This is a genomic window from Rhizobacter sp. P5_A1, from assembly GCF_056400745.1.
This window is the reverse complement of sequence record NZ_JBFUKR010000015.1, coordinates 80,838-96,828: the sequence shown is the minus strand read 5'-3', so window position 1 is coordinate 96,828 and position 15,991 is coordinate 80,838. Positions and strand designations below refer to the sequence as shown.

The window sequence follows — 15,991 nt, the reverse complement described above, 5'->3', positions numbered from 1 at the left end:
TTACTAGAGTTCTAAGTATCCGTTCGCGCGGCATCGCGCCATCTGCTCGCTCTCAGCGCGCGGCCGAACGATCCGTGACCACCTTGGGGGTCAGGAAAATTAGCATCTCGGTCTTGGCGCTGGACTTCGTACGCGTCTTGAACAGATTGCCGAGATAGGGCACGTCGCCAAGGAACGGCACTTTGGAAACGTCTTCCCGTTCGTTCTGCTCGAAGATGCCGCCGATCACGACGGTACCGCCGTTCTCGATCAATACCTTGGTCTGGACATGCTTGGTGTTGATAGCGAAACCCGCGATGCCGGCCGACGTGCCCCGGCTGTCCTTTGTCACGTCGACATCCAAGATCACGTTACCTTCCGGGGTAATTTGTGGAGTTACTTCGAGCTTGAGGTTGGCCTTGCGGAAACTGACCGCGGTCGCGCCGCTCGAGGTCGCCGATTGATATGGAATCTCCTCGCCTTGCTCGATCAGCGCCTTCTGCTGATCAGCCGTGATCACGCGAGGGCTGGACACGATCTTGCCCTTGCCATCGGCCTCGAGTGCCGACAACTCGAGGTTCAGGAATCGATTCGCGCCAGCCGTGAACAAGGACAGGGCGAAGCTCGCGGCCGAGTTTCCCCCTTGTGGGGTGGCTGGCAGGTTCACAAAATTGGTATCAGCAAAGGTGCTCGTCGCGCCTGTCTGACCCGTCTGCGTACCGACCGCGTTCAGATTGCCGCCAACGCCAATGTAGTTGCTGCCCCCCACGTTATAGCCGGAGATTCCGCCGTTCAGGCCGCGCTGATCAACCAAGCCAAGCTTCACTCCCAACGAGCGCCCGAACGTGTCATCGGCGATCACGATACGCGACTCGATCAGCACCTGCCGGACCGGGATGTCGATCTTCGCGACCATGTCCTGGATTTCCTGCAGCTTCGTCGGAACGTCGCTGACGAACATTTGGTTTGTCCGCGTTTCGTAGATCACGCTGCCGCGTGACGACAAAATGCGCGAGTTGGCACCGCCGCCTTGCCCGCCCCCTTGGCCAGTCAGCCCCGCTGCGACATCGGCGGCCTTCGCGTAGTTGAGCTGGAACGACTGCGTGCGCAGCGGCTCGAGCGCCGCGATCTGCGCCTTGGCCTCCAGCTCGACCTTTTCCTTCGCGTTGAGTTCGTCCTTCGGTGCAATCAGGATCACGTTGCCGGACTTGCGCAGCCCCAGGCCCTTGGCCTGCAGAATGATGTCGAGTGCCTGATCCCAGGGCACGTCCTTCAGCCGCAAAGTCACGTTGCCGGTCACCGTGTCACTGGTCACGACGTTGAAGTTCGTGAAGTCGGCGATCACCTGCAGCAGCGCGCGAACCTCGATGTTCTGGAAGTTCAGAGACAGCTTCTCGCCCGCATACCCAGGGCCTTGCGTCAGCTTGTTCGGATCGACCTTGCGCTGGCGCACTTCGAGCACGAACTGGTTGTCACTCTGGTAGGCGCTGTGTTCCCAGTTTCCGCGCGGTTCCACCGTCATGCGAACGCGGTCGCCGTTCTGCGAGGTCGTCACGCTCTGCACCGGCGTGCCGAAGTCGGTAACGTCGAGCCGGCGGCGCAGGTTCTCCGGCAGGGTCGAGCGCAGGAATTCGATCACCAGACTCTGGCCCTGCTGGCGGATGTCGACACCGACCTGGTTGTTCGGCAGTTCGACGATCACGCGACCCGCACCATCGGCGCCGCGGCGGAAATCGATGTCCTTCAGCGCGAGCGGATTGGCGTTCTGGCTCGGCGCGAAGTGCACCGGTGCCTGTGCCGTCGCCGTTGCAGGCGCGGCGGCCACCGCGGCCTCCGGCGCCGGACCGGCGTCGAGCACGACCAGCAGCACCTTGCCCTGGATTTCGGCGCGGTAGCTCGCGGCCTTCTTCAGGTTCAGCACGAGGCGCGTGCGCTCGCCGGCCTGCGCGACGTTCACCGAGCGCAGATTGCCCTGGTTGATCTCGACATTGGACTTGCCCAGCGCGTTTGTCACCCCCGGCAGGTCGATCGCGATGCGGGGTGGCGTCTGGATCGCGAACCCGGCCGGAACCGCGGTGAGCGGCTCGGACAATTCGACGCGAATCACTTCCGATCCGCCCTGCTGGCTGCTGTTGATCGACTGGATCGCGTTCTGCGCCAGCGCGGAGGCGCAGGCGCCCAACGACAACAAGAGCGTCAAGGCACGAGCGCGCCACTTAACTGTCATGTGATTCTCCTGATTGCTCTTCATCGCGCCTTCTCCTGAAGCTGGAGGGCGCTGGTGCGCTCAATCCATTCGCCGACTGCATCCTGGACAATTTCGCGGATCGACACATCGGTCTCGGAAATCTTCATGATCTTCCCGTAGTTCTGGCCAAGGTAGTCGCCCTGCTTGACTTGGTAGAGCAAGTTGTCGACCTTCAGCAAGGCATAGGGACGACCGCCTTTGACGACGCTGCCGACCATCGACATGCTGTCGAGCGGATAAGCCTCGAGCGGCTCCTTGCGGCGGTTGATTTCGCTCGCCAGCAGTGAATTCGGCTGCTTGGCCTCCTGCTTGAGCGCGACCGTCAGTTTCTGGGTGCTGAAGGGCTCGATACCGCCGAGCGCAGCGTACGGCTGCGGCGTGAATTTCTTCGGCGGTGACAGCGGCTCCACATTCGGCTTGACCTCGCGCCGCTGCTGCTCCATCCACTGCGTCAGTTCCTGCTGCTCGCCGCCGCAGGCAGACAGCGCGAACGCGACAACGCCGATCGCCATCAGCAGTCGCGGAGGTACCGGTCGCGCCATCATTTCTTCACTCCCGGCTTGGCCTTGGCGGCTGCGTTCTTCTTCACCGCCTCGAGCTCGGTCGCATCGAGGTAGCGATACGTACGTGCAGTCGCCTCCATGGCCAACGCGCCCGTCGTATCGCGCGGCGAGCCGGCGATGTTCAGGTTGTGCAGGGTGACGATGCGCGACAGGTTCGCGATGTCGCCGGCGAATGCGCCCAGGTCGTGATACCGCCCCGACACCCGGATCGAGATCGGGAGTTCCGCGTAGTAGTCCTTGACGACCACCTGGCCCGGGCGGAACAGCTCGAACTGCAGGCCTCGGCCGAGGCCCGCTTGGTTGATGTCTGAGAGCAGCGCGTCCATCTCGGCCTTGCCGGGCAGCTGCTTCTCGAGTTGCGTCACGTACTCTTCGACCTGCAGCTTCTGCTTGCGCAGTTCGGCAAGGTTGACGGCCTGGCCGAGCTTCGCGCGGTAGTCCTGTTTGAGCCCAGGCTCCTTCGCACGCTCGGCGTCGAGCTCCTCATGGGCCGTCGCCAGCAGCGTGAACCATCCCAGCACGACGACCGCGATCGCAACAAGCGACCAGGTTGCGATCTTCGGCAGCATCGGCCACTGGCCGGGCTCGCTCGGGTTGAGGCTTCGAAACTGCGAGACCGCACCTTCGAAGACCGAGTTCAGGTCGACATTGATCGGGGCTGCTTTGGTCGCCATGTCAGACCTTCTTCGCCATTGCGGCACTGGCGGGCGCGCTGGCCGGCGCCGCAGCGGCGGCGGCAGCCGCCTTGGCCTGTGGACGCTTGACCGTCAGACGCATCGAAAAATCGAACAGGCGTTTTTGTTCGCGATTTGCGCCGGTGACCGTCGTCGCCTTGCTCTCGATCAGCTCGGGGGTGACGAACCACTCGGAGTTGTACGCGGTGTTGCGCAGGAACTCTGAGATGCGCTCCTGCGTCTGCGCGATCCCGGTGATGTTCAGCTGTTCGCCGTTCTGTCTCAGCGCGGTGAAGTACATGCCTTCCGGCGTCTGCCGCACGAGCTCGTTCAGGATGTGCACCGGCAGGTTGCGGTCGGTCTGCAGATCCTCGACCGCCTTCTGACGCGCGGTCAACGCGGCGATCTCGGCCTTCAGCGTCGCGATGTCCTTGATCTCGCGGTCGAGCTTGGCGATCTCGGTGGCGAGGAACTGGTTGCGCTCCTGCTGCGCCGCCTTCAGCTGCTCGACGATGAGATACCAGCCCCCGACGATGCCCAGGCCGATCGCGGCCGCCACTCCGAGCCCCGCGAAGAACGCGATCTTCTTGCGCTTGCGCTTCTCTTCCCGGTGCGGGAGCAGGTTGATCAGGATCACTGCACGAACCTCCGCATGGCCAGACCGCAGGCCGTGAGATAGGACGGAGCCTCGCGACGAAGCTTGCTTTCACGCACCGCCGAGCCGAGCTTCATGTTCTCGAACGGGTTCACGACCATCGAGGCGAAGCCCGTCAGCTCGGTGACGCGGTCCTTCAAGCCCGGCAAGGTCGCGGTGCCGCCGGCCAGCATCACGTAGTGCACCTTGTGGTGCGGCGTACTGGTGAAGAAGTACTGCAGTGCGCGGCCGATTTCTTGCGACAGACTGTCGACGAACGGCGCCAGCAAGGTGGTCTCGTAATCGTCGGGCAGATCGGCCGCGAGTTTCTTCTGCTCAGCCTCTTCGTACGAGAAGCCATACTGGCGCGAGATCAGCTGCGTCAGCTGCGAACCGCCGAAGGCCTGATCGCGGTCGTAGAGCATCTCCTCGTCGCGCAGCACCTTCAGGCTGGTCGTGTCGGCGCCGATTTCGAACAGCGCGACCAGCGCGTCCTTGCCCTCGTTTGGCAGCGACGCGATCACCCGGCTCATCGCCAGGCGCGAGGCATGCGATTCGATGTCGAGCACCGCAGGCGTCAGGCCCGCCGCCTCGGCCAGACCCTGTCGATCCTGAACCCGGTCCTTACGCGACGCCGCGATCAGCACCTCGACATCGCCGACCGAGGTCGGGCTCGGCCCGATCACGCAGAAGTCAAGGCTGACCTCGTCGAGCGAGAACGGGATGTATTGATTGGCTTCGGCCTCGACCTGAACCTCGAGTTCTTCCTCGCGCAGCCCGGCGGGCAGCATGATCTTCTTGGTGATGACGGCCGATTGAGGCATCGCCATCACGACCTGGCGGGTCTTGGTGCCGCTCTTCGAGATCACTCGCTTGACCGCCTCGGCGACCTCGTCGAACTTCTCGATCTGGCCATCGGCGATCCAGCCCTTTTCGAAGCTTTCGACGCCGAAACGCTCGACGACGTACTCGCCGGAAGCGCTCTGGCCCAGCTCCACCAACTTCACGCTGGACGAGCTGATGTCCAGCCCGATCATCGGCGGATGTTTGCGGCCCAACAAGGTGTCAAGGAAGCTCACGACGCCTTTCCCCCAGCTGTAAAGATGCGTGCTGGATTGTTAATAAGTTACTTCAATGCTAGCAGTAAAGCCTTTGTGGCACAAAGAAAAATCCGAATTCGCACAGCCTCACTCGTTGCAAAACTCACACGCCGGCAAGGCATGAAACCTGGGTCATCCACGAACCTCGGGAGAACCCCGAAGCTCGCCGTGAAGGGTCGCTCGCGCGGCACGCGGGAGGCTCGAGTGCCATCACTTCGGCGTATTCGCGGCTTTCTATAATGCGAACTTGCAACGTGGAGTGTCATGAGCGAATCCGAGCGCCCAGCCAAGCGGCCCGCTGATCCCCCTGCGCGCGACGGCGCGGCAACTCCGACCTGGGCTCGCTGGCTGACGCGCAGTGCACTGTGGTTGATCGGGCTGGCCGCAAGTGCCGCGATCAGTGTGGTCGTGCTGGTCGGGATCGCGCTCGCGGTCGCCTACCCGAACCTGCCGGAGATCGGCGGACTGATGGATTACCGACCGAAGCTGCCGATGCGCGTGCTGTCGTCCGACGGCGTGCTGCTCGGCGAATTCGGCGAGGAGCGCCGCAACTTCGTGCCGCTCGCGCAGATCCCGAAAGTGATGCAGCACGCGGTGCTGGCATCGGAGGACGCGCGCTTCTATGAACACAGCGGCGTCGACGTGAAGGGCGTGCTGCGCGCCGGCCTCGCGCAGTTCAACCGCTCGCGCAGCCAGGGCGCTTCGACGATCACGATGCAGGTCGCGCGCAACTTCTACCTGTCGACCGAGAAGACCTACACCCGCAAGATCTACGAGATGCTGCTCGCCTTCAAGATGGAGAGCCTGCTGACCAAGGACCAGATCCTCGAGGTCTACATGAACCAGATCTTCCTCGGTCAGCGGGCCTATGGCTTCGCTTCGGCCAGCGAGATCTACTTCGGCAAGCCGCTGCAGGACATCTCGATTGCCGAGGCGGCGATGCTGGCCGGGCTGCCGCAGGCGCCGTCGGCCTACAACCCGATCAACAACCCCGATCGCGCGAAGAGCGGGCAGCTGCGCATCCTCGATCGCATGGTCGACAATGGCTACATCACGCCGGAGCAGCGCGATCTGGCGCGCAACGAGACGCTGCGCTACCGCGAGCCGTCGGAGGTCGCCGTGCACGCGGAATACGTCGCCGAGGCGGCGCGCCAGCTGATCTACACGCAGTACGGCGACGACGCCTACACGCGCGGCCTGAACGTGTACCTGACGCTGAAGTCGAGCGACCAGATGGTCGCGTACCGCGCGCTGCGCCGGGGCATCATGGACTACGAGCGTCGGCAGGTCTACCGCGGCCCCGAAGACTATGTGGACCTGCCGGCGAACCCGAAGGAACTCGACGCACGCATCGCCGAGGCGCTGCAGGACCATCCGGACAACGATGAGCTGAAGGCCGCGATCGCGACCGAAGCCGGGCCGAAGAAGGTGGTCGCGGTGCTGCAGAGCGGCGAGGCGGTCACGATCACCGGCGACGGGCTGAAGCCGGTCGCATCGGGTCTCGTCGTCAAGGGCAACCCGAAGACGCAGATCCGCACCGGCGCAGTGATCCGGCTGATCCGCGGCCCCAGCAAGGACGGCAAGCCCGGCGACTGGAGCATCACGCAGCTGCCCGAGGTCGAGGGTGCGTTCGTCGCGATCGACCCGCGCACCGGCGCCGTCCGCGCGATGGTCGGCGGCTTCGATTACGCGAAGAACAAGTTCAACCACGTCACGCAGGCCTGGCGCCAGCCGGGGTCGAGCTTCAAGCCGTTCATCTACTCGGCGGCGCTCGAGAAGGGCTTCACACCGGCGACCGTGATCAACGATGCGCCGCTGTTCTTCGATGCCGGCTCGACCGGCAGCCAGCCCTGGGAGCCAAAGAACTACGACGGCAAGTTCGAGGGACCGATGACGATGCGGCGCGGGCTCGAGAAGTCGAAGAACATGATCTCGATCCGCATCCTGCAGGCGATCGGCGCGCCGTACGCGCAGAACTGGATCACCCGCTTCGGCTTCGAGGCCGACAAGCACCCTGCCTACCTGCCGATGGCGCTCGGCACCGGTTCGGTCACACCGCTGCAGATGGCATCGGCCTACAGCGTATTTGCCAGTGGCGGCTACCGCGTCAACCCGATGCTGATCAGCAAGATCACCGACAACAAGGGCCGCGTGCTGAACGAGGCCATCCCGCCCGTGCTGAACGAAGGCATGCGCACGCTCGAGGCACGCAACGCGTTCGTGATGGACAGCCTGCTGAATTCGGTCGCATTGCGCGGCACCGCCGCCGCGGCACGGCGCGCGCTGAACCGGCCCGATGTGTACGGCAAGACCGGCACGACCAACGACTCGATCGACACCTGGTTCGCCGGCTTCCAGCCGAGCGTCGTCGCGATCGTCTGGATCGGCTACGACACGCCGCGCAAGCTCGGCGACAACGAAACCGGTGGCGGGCTTTCGCTGCCGATCTGGGTCGAGTACATGAAGCACGCGCTGAACGGCGTGGCGGTCGAGCAGTATCCGGTGCCCGAAGGCGTGGTCAACCTCGGCGACGAGTGGTACTACGAGGAATACACCAAAGGTGCCGGCGTCGCGAGCGTGGGCCTGGACGACAAGATGCCGTCGGCACCCGACGAAGAAGAGCGCAAGAGCATCCTCGATCTCTTCAAACGCTGACGGGCTCCCGGCCCCAGGCCTCAGGTCGGTGGCGTGAACCGCAGTGGCCGACCCGCTTGCGCCGTGGCACAGGCCGACAGCGCCTCGAACAGCTCACCGCCATCGCGCGTGTCGCGCCAGACACCGTTCGCATACTTGTAGTGAAAGCCGCCCGCGCGCGCCGCGAGCCACAGCTCTTGCAGCGGTGGCTGCGTGTTCAGCACGATCATGCTGCCGTTCGGGAAACTCATCTCGAGCAAGCCACCGGTGCGGTGCGCGTCGATGTCCACGACATCTTCTTGCAGCCACGCGTCGATGCAGGCCTCGACGCTCGCCAGGACCGCGTTCGTCCTCGCCACGTATTCGCCGTCGGTCATCGGGTCGTGGGTGAGATCGGCAGACATGGTCGATAGAATCCTGTGATGTTGCAGCGCAAGATCAGTGTAGCGGCGGCCTCGAAGGCTGCGTCGACAGTGGGTGCATGCGTGACCGCGGCCGCGCTGTTCACGGGCTGCGGTCAGAAGGGGCCGTTGACGCTGCCCCGACCTGCAACCGCCGCATCCGCCGCCTCGTCCCCCTCCGCCCCCGCTCAGCGACCATGACTCTGCCCGGCTCCCCGCACATCGCCTATCGCGGCGACGATCTGTTCATCGAGGCGCGTTCGCTCGCCGAACTCGCGCAGGAATACGGCACGCCGCTCTACGCGTATTCGCGTGCGTCGATGCTGGACGCGCTCGCGAGCTATCAGCGCGCGCTCGCCGGCCGCGACCACCTCATCTGCTACGCGATGAAGGCGAACTCCAGCCTCGCGGTGCTGCAGGTCTTTGCGCAGGCCGGCTGCGGTTTCGACATCGTCTCCGGCGGCGAACTCGAACGCGCGCTCGCGGTCGGGGTGCCGCCCGCGAAGATCGTGTTCTCAGGCGTCGGCAAGACGCGCGCCGAGATGCAGCGCGCGCTCGAGGTCGGCGTGATGTGCTTCAACGTCGAAAGCGAAGCCGAACTGGAACTGCTGTCCCGGGTGGCGAGTCAGGCGGGCCGCACCGCCAACATCAGTTTGCGCGTCAATCCGGACGTCGACGCCGGCACGCACCCCTACATCTCGACCGGCCTGAAGGACAACAAGTTCGGCATCGCTCATGCGGATGCACTTGCGAACTACCTGCGCGCGGCCGAGCTGCCGGGCCTGCGGATCGTCGGCATCGATTGCCACATCGGCTCGCAGATCACCGACACCGGCCCGTACCTCGACGCACTCGACCGCCTGCTGGAACTGGTCGAAGCGATCGAGGCCCGCGGCATCGCGATCCATCACCTCGATCTCGGCGGTGGCCTCGGCATCACCTACACCGACGAGGCACCACCGTCGGCTGAGGCGCTCGTCAGGAGCCTGCTCGAACGCGTCGACGCACGCGGCCATGGCCACCGCAAGATCATGTTCGAACCGGGCCGATCGCTCGTCGGCAACGCCGGCGTGCTGGTCAGCGAAGTGCTGTATGTCAAGCCCGGCGAACAGAAGAACTTCTGCATCGTCGATGCCGCGATGAACGACCTGATGCGCCCTGCGATGTACCAGGCCTGGATGAACATCGTCGCGTGTCGCGCGCGCAGCGAAGCGCCGATGCTGTTCGACGTCGTCGGCCCGATCTGTGAATCCGGCGACTGGCTCGGCAAGGATCGCAAACTCGCGGTGCGCGCCGCCGACTTCGTCGCGGTGCTCTCGGCCGGCGCCTACAGCATGAGCATGGCGAGCAACTACAACACGCGCGGGCGCGCGGCCGAGGTGCTGGTCTCGGGCGACCAAGCCTGGCTGATCCGCGATCGCGAGACGGTCGCCGAGTTGTTCCGCGGCGAGCACCTGCTGCCGGCCGGCTGAGAGACCGGCCTCAGATCCGCCCCTCTTCGACCGCGTGGCACGCGATCAGCGCGCCCCCGAACATCTTCAACGCCGGCCGCTCGATCTTGCAACGCTCGTTCGCGTGCGGGCAGCGCGGGTGGAAGCTGCAACCATTCGGTGGATTCAGCGGGTTCGGCACCTCGCCCTGCACCGGCGTGCGTGCGCGGCCGCTCATGTGGATGTCGGGGATCGCATCGAGCAGCATCCGCGTGTACGGATGGCGCGGCCGCGCGAACAACTCACCCTTGTCGGCCAGCTCGACGATGCGGCCGAGGTACATCACGCCGACCTGGTCGCTCACATGCCGCACGACCGCGAGGTTGTGCGAAATGAACAGGTAGGTCAGACCTTGCTTCCTCTGCAGGTCTTTCATGATGTTGAGCACCTGCGCCTGCACCGAAACATCGAGCGCCGAGGTCGGCTCGTCGCAGACCAGGAACTCGGGCTGCGTCGCGAGTGCGCGCGCGATCGAGATGCGCTGCCGCTGACCGCCCGAGAACTGGTGCGGGAATTTCTCGACATCGGCGGCGGCGAGGCCGACCGACTGCAGCAGCTGCGCGACGCGCGCCTTCATCTCGTTCTTGTCGGCGCGCTGGCCCGAGCCGCCCGCGGCCTGCACCAGACCATGCTCCTTCAGCGGCTCGCCGACGATGTCGGCGACCTTCCAGCGTGGGTTCAGGCTCGCGTAGGGATCCTGAAAAATCATCTGCATGCGCCGGCGTAACGCGAGCGCCTGCTTCGAGCGGAAGGTTGCGGCGGTGTCGGTGCCGTCGAACTCGACGCGTCCTTTCGTCGGTGCATACAACCCGACCAGCAGCCGCGCGACCGTGCTCTTGCCGCACCCCGATTCGCCGACCAGCGCGAGCGTCTTGCCGCGCTGGATCGAGAAACTGACGCCGTCGACCGCGTGCACGAACTGGCGCGGCTTGCGTTCGATCACGCGGTTCAGCCACGGCGCGGAAACGTCGAAGGTCTTTGCGAGGTCGTGAACCTCGACCAGTGCGCGCGACTCAGGCTTCGGCACGGCACTCATCAAGCCGCCTCCCGCAGCGCCGGCGCGAGCAGCCAGCAGGCCGCGCGCGTCGCGCCGGCGTCCAGCAGATCGGGACGCTCGACACGGCAGCGATCGAAGACCTTCGGGCAGCGCGGGTTGAACGCGCAACCGGTCGGGATCGCGGTCAGGCGCGGCATCGCGCCGTCGATCTGCAGCAGACGTTCGCGGTCTTCGTCCATCGCCGGAATCGAGCCCATCAGCCCGACGGTGTACGGATGCGCAGGTGCGTGGATCACGTCGTGCACCGGCCCGATCTCGACGATGCGACCGGCGTACATCACCGCGACGCGATCGCAGGTCTCGGCAATCACGCCCATGTCGTGCGTGACCAGCATCACCGCGGCGCCGTGCTCCTTGCACAGGCGCTTCAGCAGCGAAATGATCTGCGCCTGGATCGAGACGTCGAGCGCGGTCGTCGGCTCGTCGGCGACGATCAGCTTCGGCTCGGCCGCGAGCGCGAGTGCGATCACGACGCGCTGGCGCATGCCGCCGGAGAATTGGTGTGGGTACTGGTCGATGCGCGCCTCGGCCGCCGGAATGCCGGTTTCCTGCAGCAACCGGATCGCGCGTTGACGCGCCTCGTCGGCGCTCACCGGCAGGTGCGTCAGGATCGTCTCGACGAGCTGCCGGCCGACCGTGTACAGCGGGTTCAGCGAGGTCAGCGGATCCTGGAAGATCGCGCCGATCTGACGGCCGCGCACCCTGCGCATCTCTTCGTACGGCAGGTTGTCGATGCGCCGACCGTCGAAGCGGATCTCGCCAGCGGCAACACGCCCGGGCGGATCGAGCAGGCCGATGATCGACGCGCCGGTCAGCGATTTGCCGGCGCCGGATTCACCGACGACGCCGAGGATTTCGCCCGGAGCGATCTCGAACGAGACGTCGTCAAGGGCGACGAGCGTGCCGCGGCGGGTCGGAAACTCGACCCTCAGGTGGCGGACTTCAAGCAGCGGCTGGGTCATCGGAGCATCGTCATTTGGAGGTGGCGCTGCAGCCACCGATGGGTTCCTGGTAGTCGACCTTGACCGTGAAGTCGGTCAGCAGCCGATTCGGCTTGACCGCGACCAGGTAGTAGCGGGTGCATGGGGCGACGTTCAGATCGATCGTGCGCTGCTCGCCGAAGCGGTGCGTGCCATCTGGCGGCCCCTGCACGGTGACCTTGCGGAGGCCCGGATCGACGAAGGTCGGGCTGTCCAGCGTGTCGCGATCGTCGACGCGGACGATCTGCACCGAGTAGGTGTCGATCGGCGCCTGGTAGTACTTGTGACCATCGATCTGTCCGTAGCCGGCCGGCAGACCGGCACAAGCGGAGCAGGCCGCGGCGAACGACAGCGACGACGCAAGCTTGAAGAAGGGCAGGTCTTTCATGGTGGACCTCCGAGGTCGTTTGCGGGCAGGGTTCGACCCCGTGTCGCGGCGCAGGTTTCAGCGCAGTCGCGGGTTCAGCGCATCGCGCAGCCAGTCGCCGAACAGGTTCATGCTCAGCGCGATCAGCAGCAGCATCGTGCCGGGGAAGATCACGAGCCACCACGCGCCGCTGAACAGCTGCTTGTTGCCCTCGTTGATGAAGGTGCCGAGCGACGGCGAGGTCGGCGAGACGCCGACGCCGAGGAACGACAGCGTCGCCTCGGTCTGGATCGCCAGCGCAAGGTGGATCGTCGCGAGCACGAGCACCGGCCCCAGCACGTTGGGGAGCACGTGCCTGAGCATGATGCGCATCGGCGGCACGCCGACGACGCGCGCGGCCTGCACGTACTCCTTGCTGCGCTCGACCATCGTCGAGCCGCGTACGGTGCGCGCGTATTGCACCCAGCCCGGCAGCGCGATCGCGAGGATCAGCACGCCGAACGCGAGCGAGTCGTGCGCCTGTGGGAACAGCGCGCGGCCGACACCGGCGATCAACAGCGCAATCAGGATCGACGGGAACGACAGCATCACGTCGCAGACCCGCATGATGAACCCGTCGACGCGCCCGCCGGCGTAGCCCGAGAGCAGGCCGAGCGAGACGCCGATCAGCATCGACACGATCACCGACGCACCACCGATCAGCAGCGAAATGCGCGCGCCGTAGAACAACGCCGACAGCACATCGCGGCCCTGCTCGTCGGTGCCCAGCAGGTACTTCGCCTGGCCGCCTTCCATCCAGGCCGGTGGCAGCATCGAGTCGCTCAGCTCGAGCGTCGCGAGATCGAACGGGTTGTGCGGCGCGATCACGCCGGCGAAGAACGCGCAGAAGGCGCAGGTGAGCGCCACAACCGCGGCGCCGATCGCCATCGGCGAGGTGCGAAACGAATGCCAGACGTCGCCGTCGAAGAAGCGCGCCCAGGCGCCGGGCGGCGCCGCGGGCTTGGCGGGAACCATCACCGTGCTCATGCGGGATCCATCAATGGGCTGGCGCCTTCAACGTGACCCATTTGAAGTACATGTAGTTCGTCGGCAACTGGGTCAGCGTGACGTTCTTCTTGTAGGCCCATGCCAGCGCCTGCTGGTGCAGCGGGATGTGGCCGACATCGTCCAGATGCGTCTTGAACGCTTCGCGAATCATCTCGTCGCGCTTGCTCTTGTCGGTCTCGGTCTGGATCTTCGTTGTCAGCTCGTCGAGCTTCGGGTTGCTGTAGCTGCCCAGGTTGTACTGGCCGCGGCCTGCATCGGTCGGCGTGGCCATCAGGTTGTAGAGCGCGTCGTGCGCATCGGCGGTGCTCGGGGTCCAGCCGAGCAGATAAAAACTGGTGTCGCGACGCAGGATCTTCGGGAAGTAGCTGACCTTGGTCTCGGTCTGCAGATTCACCTTGACGCCGATGCGGGCGAGGTTCGCGGCCACCGCCTGGCAAATCGCGGCATCGTTGACATAGCGGTCGTTCGGGCAGTTCATCCCGACCTCGAAGCCGTTCGGGTAGCCGGCGTCGGCAAGCAGCTTCTTCGCCGCTTCGACATCGTACGGCAGGCGCTTGTTCATCTCGGGCATGAAACCGCGCACGCCCGGCCCGACCATCAGCCCGGTCGGCGCAGCGGCGCCGCGCATCACGCGCGCCTTGATCGTGTCTTCGTCGATCGCCTGGTAGAAGGCCTGGCGCACGCGCTTATCCTTGAACGGATTCTTGCCCTTCACGCTGCTGCTCAGCAGCTCGTCACGCTTCTGGTCCATGCCCAGGAAGATCGTGCGCAGCTCGGGACCCTGCAGCACGGTGAGGCTCGGACTGGCCTTGATGCGCTCGATGTCCTGCAGCGGCACCGGCTCCATCACATCGCTCTCGCCCGACAGCAGCGCGGCAACGCGCGTGGCGTCGTTGCCGATCGGCGTGAAGACGACCTCGTCGAGATTGCTCTCGACCTTGTCCCAATAATTGAAGTTGCGCACGATCACCGTGCGCACCGACGGCTGGCGCTCTTTCAGGCGAAACGGGCCGGTGCCGTTGGCCTTGAAACTCGCCGTGTTCTCGACCCCCTTGCGGCGATCGACCGGGCGCTCGGCCTTGTTTTGCTCACACCATGTCTTGCTCATGATCGCGAAGACCGTCAGCGTGTCCGGCAGGATCGGGAACGGCGTGATGGTTTCGATGTCGACGACGTTGTCGCTGACCTTGCGCACCTCCTTGACCGGCGCGACATAGCCGCGCATGTCGCTGCCGGCGTCGGCCGCGCGCTTGAAACTGAAGATCACGTCGTCGGCGGTGAACGGTGTGCCGTCATGGAATTTGACACCCTTGCGCAGCTCGAAGCGCCACACCGTCGGCGAGGTCTGCGACCACTTCGTGGCCAGCAGCGGCACGACCGACATGTCCTTGCCGCGCCCGACCAGCGACTCGTAGACACTGCCCATGAAGCTCAGCTGCAGCGATTCGTTCAGCGAGTGCGGATCCATCGATTGCACGTCGCCCTGGTTCGACACGCGCAGGGTGACGGCCTGCGCGGCGCCGACGCCCAGTGCCAGGGCCGCGATCAAAAGGGTTTGTTGGAACTTCATGGTCGTCTCCTGACGAGGTAAGTACAAGATTTCAGTGACATCGCGATCAGTGCCCCGCAGTCGACTTCTCGGCCCGCAACCGCGGATCGACGACAAAGTAGAGCATGTCGACGGCCAGATTGATCACGACGAAGATCAGCGCGATCAGGCACAGGTACGCGGCCATGACCGGGATGTCGGCGAAGGTCACCGCCTGGATGAACAGCAGGCCCATGCCGGGCCACTGGAACACCGTCTCGGTGATGATCGCGAATGCAATCAAGCCGCCGAGTTGGAGCCCGGTGATCGTGATCACCGGCACCAGCGTATTGCGCAGCGCATGGCCGAAATACACCACCCGGTTCGGCAGCCCGCGTGCGCGCGCGAACTTGATGTAGTCGGCCCGCAGCACTTCGAGCATCTCAGAGCGCACGAGCCGCATGATCAATGTCAGCTGGAAGACCGCCAGCGTGATCGACGGCAGGATCAGATGCTTCCAGCCATCGGCCGTCAGAAAGCCGGTGCTCCAGGCACCGAGCATCGTGACCTCGCCACGGCCGTAGCTCGGCAGCCATTTCAGCGTGACCGCGAAGATCAGGATCAGCAGGATGCCGATCAGGAAGACCGGCAGCGAGACGCCGACGAGCGAGATCGTCATCAAGGCCTGCGACAGAAAGCTGCCACGGCGCAGCGCCGCGTAGACGCCCATCGGGATGCCGAGTGCCAGCGCGAGGAACGCCGCGCAGAAGGCCAGTTCGAGCGTCGCCGGCAAGCGCTCGGCGATCAGCGACGAGACCTTGCGCCCTTGGCGCAGGCTGAGGCCGAATTCGCCTTGCACCGCCTTGCCGACGAAGCGCACGAACTGCACCGGGAACGGCTGATCGAGACCGAGATCGGCGCGAAGTTGTTCGCGCTGCTCGGGTGTGGCGTCCTGCCCAAGGATGTTGGTGACCGGGTCACCGACGTACTGGAACAGCATGAACGCGATGAACGCGACCGTCAGCATCACGATGACGGCTTGAGCGAGACGGCGGAGAACGAAAACAAGCATCGATTGAGGAGAAACGGTTCAGCCGGCGAGCCGGTGATCGGCTGCGGGCGGATGAAGCAAGAAACGAACGGCTCGAAGGTCGAGGCAGAGTATCGCCGCTCGCGCGTCGAATTCCTCGGAGCGCACCGCACAAGCTCGGTGCGATCAGAGCAAAACCCGAGCCAGCCGTCAAAGGGGAATGCCCGGATGCTGACGGTCCCGCATGTGCGTGCAGCTG

At 65.0% G+C, this 15,991-nt stretch carries 15 protein-coding genes; 3 read left to right on the top strand and 12 right to left on the bottom strand.

The window, feature by feature from the left end; translation table 11 throughout:
* Positions 1-52: 52 nt before the first annotated feature.
* The 5 genes from AC1DTW_RS17285 to AC1DTW_RS17265 are packed head-to-tail and all read right to left on the bottom strand — an operon-like array spanning position 53 to position 5,135.
* Positions 53-2,230 (bottom strand): type IV pilus secretin PilQ, encoded by a 2,178-nt coding sequence (locus AC1DTW_RS17285; protein ID WP_477982519.1) that lies wholly within the window; start codon positions 2,228-2,230, stop codon positions 53-55.
* A complete protein-coding gene (locus AC1DTW_RS17280; RefSeq protein WP_477982518.1) occupies positions 2,227-2,772 on the bottom strand; it encodes a pilus assembly protein PilP in 546 nt (181 codons plus the stop codon). The genes AC1DTW_RS17285 and AC1DTW_RS17280 overlap by 4 nt, the downstream gene beginning before the upstream one ends.
* Positions 2,769-3,464 (bottom strand): type IV pilus inner membrane component PilO, encoded by a 696-nt coding sequence (locus tag AC1DTW_RS17275; RefSeq protein WP_477982517.1) that lies wholly within the window; start codon positions 3,462-3,464, stop codon positions 2,769-2,771. Before AC1DTW_RS17275 ends, AC1DTW_RS17280 begins: the two co-directional genes overlap by 4 nt.
* A 1-nt stretch (position 3,465) precedes the next feature.
* Positions 3,466-4,101 (bottom strand): PilN domain-containing protein, encoded by a 636-nt coding sequence (locus AC1DTW_RS17270; protein ID WP_477982516.1) that lies wholly within the window; start codon positions 4,099-4,101, stop codon positions 3,466-3,468.
* Complete coding sequence (locus AC1DTW_RS17265) at positions 4,098-5,135, bottom strand: pilus assembly protein PilM (protein WP_477982570.1); 1,038 nt, start codon at positions 5,133-5,135, stop codon at positions 4,098-4,100. The genes AC1DTW_RS17270 and AC1DTW_RS17265 overlap by 4 nt, the downstream gene beginning before the upstream one ends.
* A gap of 327 nt (positions 5,136-5,462) precedes the next feature.
* On the opposite strand from AC1DTW_RS17265, the gene AC1DTW_RS17260 reads away from it, so the two are divergent.
* The gene (locus tag AC1DTW_RS17260; protein ID WP_477982515.1) at positions 5,463-7,853 is read left to right on the top strand and encodes a penicillin-binding protein 1A; all 2,391 of its coding nucleotides are present in this window, start codon (positions 5,463-5,465) and stop codon (positions 7,851-7,853) included.
* Positions 7,854-7,873: 20 nt separating this feature from the next.
* Here the strand turns inward: AC1DTW_RS17260 and cyaY are convergent, their stop codons facing one another.
* Positions 7,874-8,209 carry an iron donor protein CyaY gene (cyaY, locus tag AC1DTW_RS17255; protein ID WP_477982569.1) on the bottom strand — a complete coding sequence of 112 codons (336 nt, stop codon included), beginning with the start codon at positions 8,207-8,209 and terminating at the stop codon, positions 7,874-7,876.
* 45 nt (positions 8,210-8,254) lie between these two features.
* On the opposite strand from cyaY, the gene lptM reads away from it, so the two are divergent.
* Complete coding sequence (gene lptM, locus AC1DTW_RS17250) at positions 8,255-8,434, top strand: LPS translocon maturation chaperone LptM (RefSeq protein WP_477982514.1); 180 nt, start codon at positions 8,255-8,257, stop codon at positions 8,432-8,434.
* Positions 8,431-9,705 carry a diaminopimelate decarboxylase gene (gene lysA / locus AC1DTW_RS17245; RefSeq protein WP_477982513.1) on the top strand — a complete coding sequence of 425 codons (1,275 nt, stop codon included), beginning with the start codon at positions 8,431-8,433 and terminating at the stop codon, positions 9,703-9,705. Before lptM ends, lysA begins: the two co-directional genes overlap by 4 nt.
* 10 nt (positions 9,706-9,715) lie before the next feature.
* Here lysA and AC1DTW_RS17240 read toward each other — a convergent pair whose 3' ends face one another.
* The 6 genes from AC1DTW_RS17240 to AC1DTW_RS17215 are packed head-to-tail and all read right to left on the bottom strand — an operon-like array spanning position 9,716 to position 15,774.
* A complete protein-coding gene (locus tag AC1DTW_RS17240; protein WP_477982512.1) occupies positions 9,716-10,759 on the bottom strand; it encodes an ABC transporter ATP-binding protein in 1,044 nt (347 codons plus the stop codon).
* On the bottom strand, positions 10,759-11,742 hold the full coding sequence (locus AC1DTW_RS17235; protein WP_477982510.1) for an ABC transporter ATP-binding protein: 984 nt from the start codon (positions 11,740-11,742) through the stop codon (positions 10,759-10,761). The genes AC1DTW_RS17240 and AC1DTW_RS17235 overlap by 1 nt, the downstream gene beginning before the upstream one ends.
* A 10-nt stretch (positions 11,743-11,752) precedes the next feature.
* Positions 11,753-12,148: a hypothetical protein gene (locus AC1DTW_RS17230; protein ID WP_477982509.1), complete on the bottom strand. Its 396-nt coding sequence runs from the start codon at positions 12,146-12,148 to the stop codon at positions 11,753-11,755.
* A 57-nt stretch (positions 12,149-12,205) separates the two neighbouring features.
* A complete protein-coding gene (locus AC1DTW_RS17225) occupies positions 12,206-13,153 on the bottom strand; it encodes an ABC transporter permease (RefSeq protein WP_477982508.1) in 948 nt (315 codons plus the stop codon).
* 10 nt (positions 13,154-13,163) lie between these two features.
* Positions 13,164-14,744 (bottom strand): ABC transporter substrate-binding protein, encoded by a 1,581-nt coding sequence (locus tag AC1DTW_RS17220; RefSeq protein WP_477982507.1) that lies wholly within the window; start codon positions 14,742-14,744, stop codon positions 13,164-13,166.
* A gap of 46 nt (positions 14,745-14,790) precedes the next feature.
* Positions 14,791-15,774, bottom strand: a complete 984-nt coding sequence (locus AC1DTW_RS17215; protein ID WP_477982506.1) for an ABC transporter permease — start codon at positions 15,772-15,774, stop codon at positions 14,791-14,793.
* Positions 15,775-15,991 lie beyond the last annotated feature (217 nt).

What these genes read in the sequence shown, in the direction of transcription:
- AC1DTW_RS17285 (WP_477982519.1), bottom strand. Translation starts at nt 2,230, where the DNA reads ATGAAGAGCAATCAGGAGAATCACATGACAGTTAAGTGGCGCGCTCGT.
- AC1DTW_RS17280 (WP_477982518.1), bottom strand. Translation starts at nt 2,772, where the DNA reads ATGATGGCGCGACCGGTACCTCCGCGACTGCTGATGGCGATCGGCGTT.
- AC1DTW_RS17275 (WP_477982517.1), bottom strand. Translation starts at nt 3,464, where the DNA reads ATGGCGACCAAAGCAGCCCCGATCAATGTCGACCTGAACTCGGTCTTC.
- AC1DTW_RS17265 (WP_477982570.1), bottom strand. Translation starts at nt 5,135, where the DNA reads ATGATCGGGCTGGACATCAGCTCGTCCAGCGTGAAGTTGGTGGAGCTG.
- AC1DTW_RS17260 (WP_477982515.1), top strand. Translation starts at nt 5,463, where the DNA reads ATGAGCGAATCCGAGCGCCCAGCCAAGCGGCCCGCTGATCCCCCTGCG.
- cyaY (WP_477982569.1), bottom strand. Translation starts at nt 8,209, where the DNA reads ATGACCGACGGCGAATACGTGGCGAGGACGAACGCGGTCCTGGCGAGC.
- lptM (WP_477982514.1), top strand. Translation starts at nt 8,255, where the DNA reads ATGTTGCAGCGCAAGATCAGTGTAGCGGCGGCCTCGAAGGCTGCGTCG.
- lysA (WP_477982513.1), top strand. Translation starts at nt 8,431, where the DNA reads ATGACTCTGCCCGGCTCCCCGCACATCGCCTATCGCGGCGACGATCTG.
- AC1DTW_RS17240 (WP_477982512.1), bottom strand. Translation starts at nt 10,759, where the DNA reads ATGAGTGCCGTGCCGAAGCCTGAGTCGCGCGCACTGGTCGAGGTTCAC.
- AC1DTW_RS17235 (WP_477982510.1), bottom strand. Translation starts at nt 11,742, where the DNA reads ATGACCCAGCCGCTGCTTGAAGTCCGCCACCTGAGGGTCGAGTTTCCG.
- AC1DTW_RS17230 (WP_477982509.1), bottom strand. Translation starts at nt 12,148, where the DNA reads ATGAAAGACCTGCCCTTCTTCAAGCTTGCGTCGTCGCTGTCGTTCGCC.
- AC1DTW_RS17225 (WP_477982508.1), bottom strand. Translation starts at nt 13,153, where the DNA reads ATGAGCACGGTGATGGTTCCCGCCAAGCCCGCGGCGCCGCCCGGCGCC.
- AC1DTW_RS17220 (WP_477982507.1), bottom strand. Translation starts at nt 14,744, where the DNA reads ATGAAGTTCCAACAAACCCTTTTGATCGCGGCCCTGGCACTGGGCGTC.
- AC1DTW_RS17215 (WP_477982506.1), bottom strand. Translation starts at nt 15,774, where the DNA reads ATGCTTGTTTTCGTTCTCCGCCGTCTCGCTCAAGCCGTCATCGTGATG.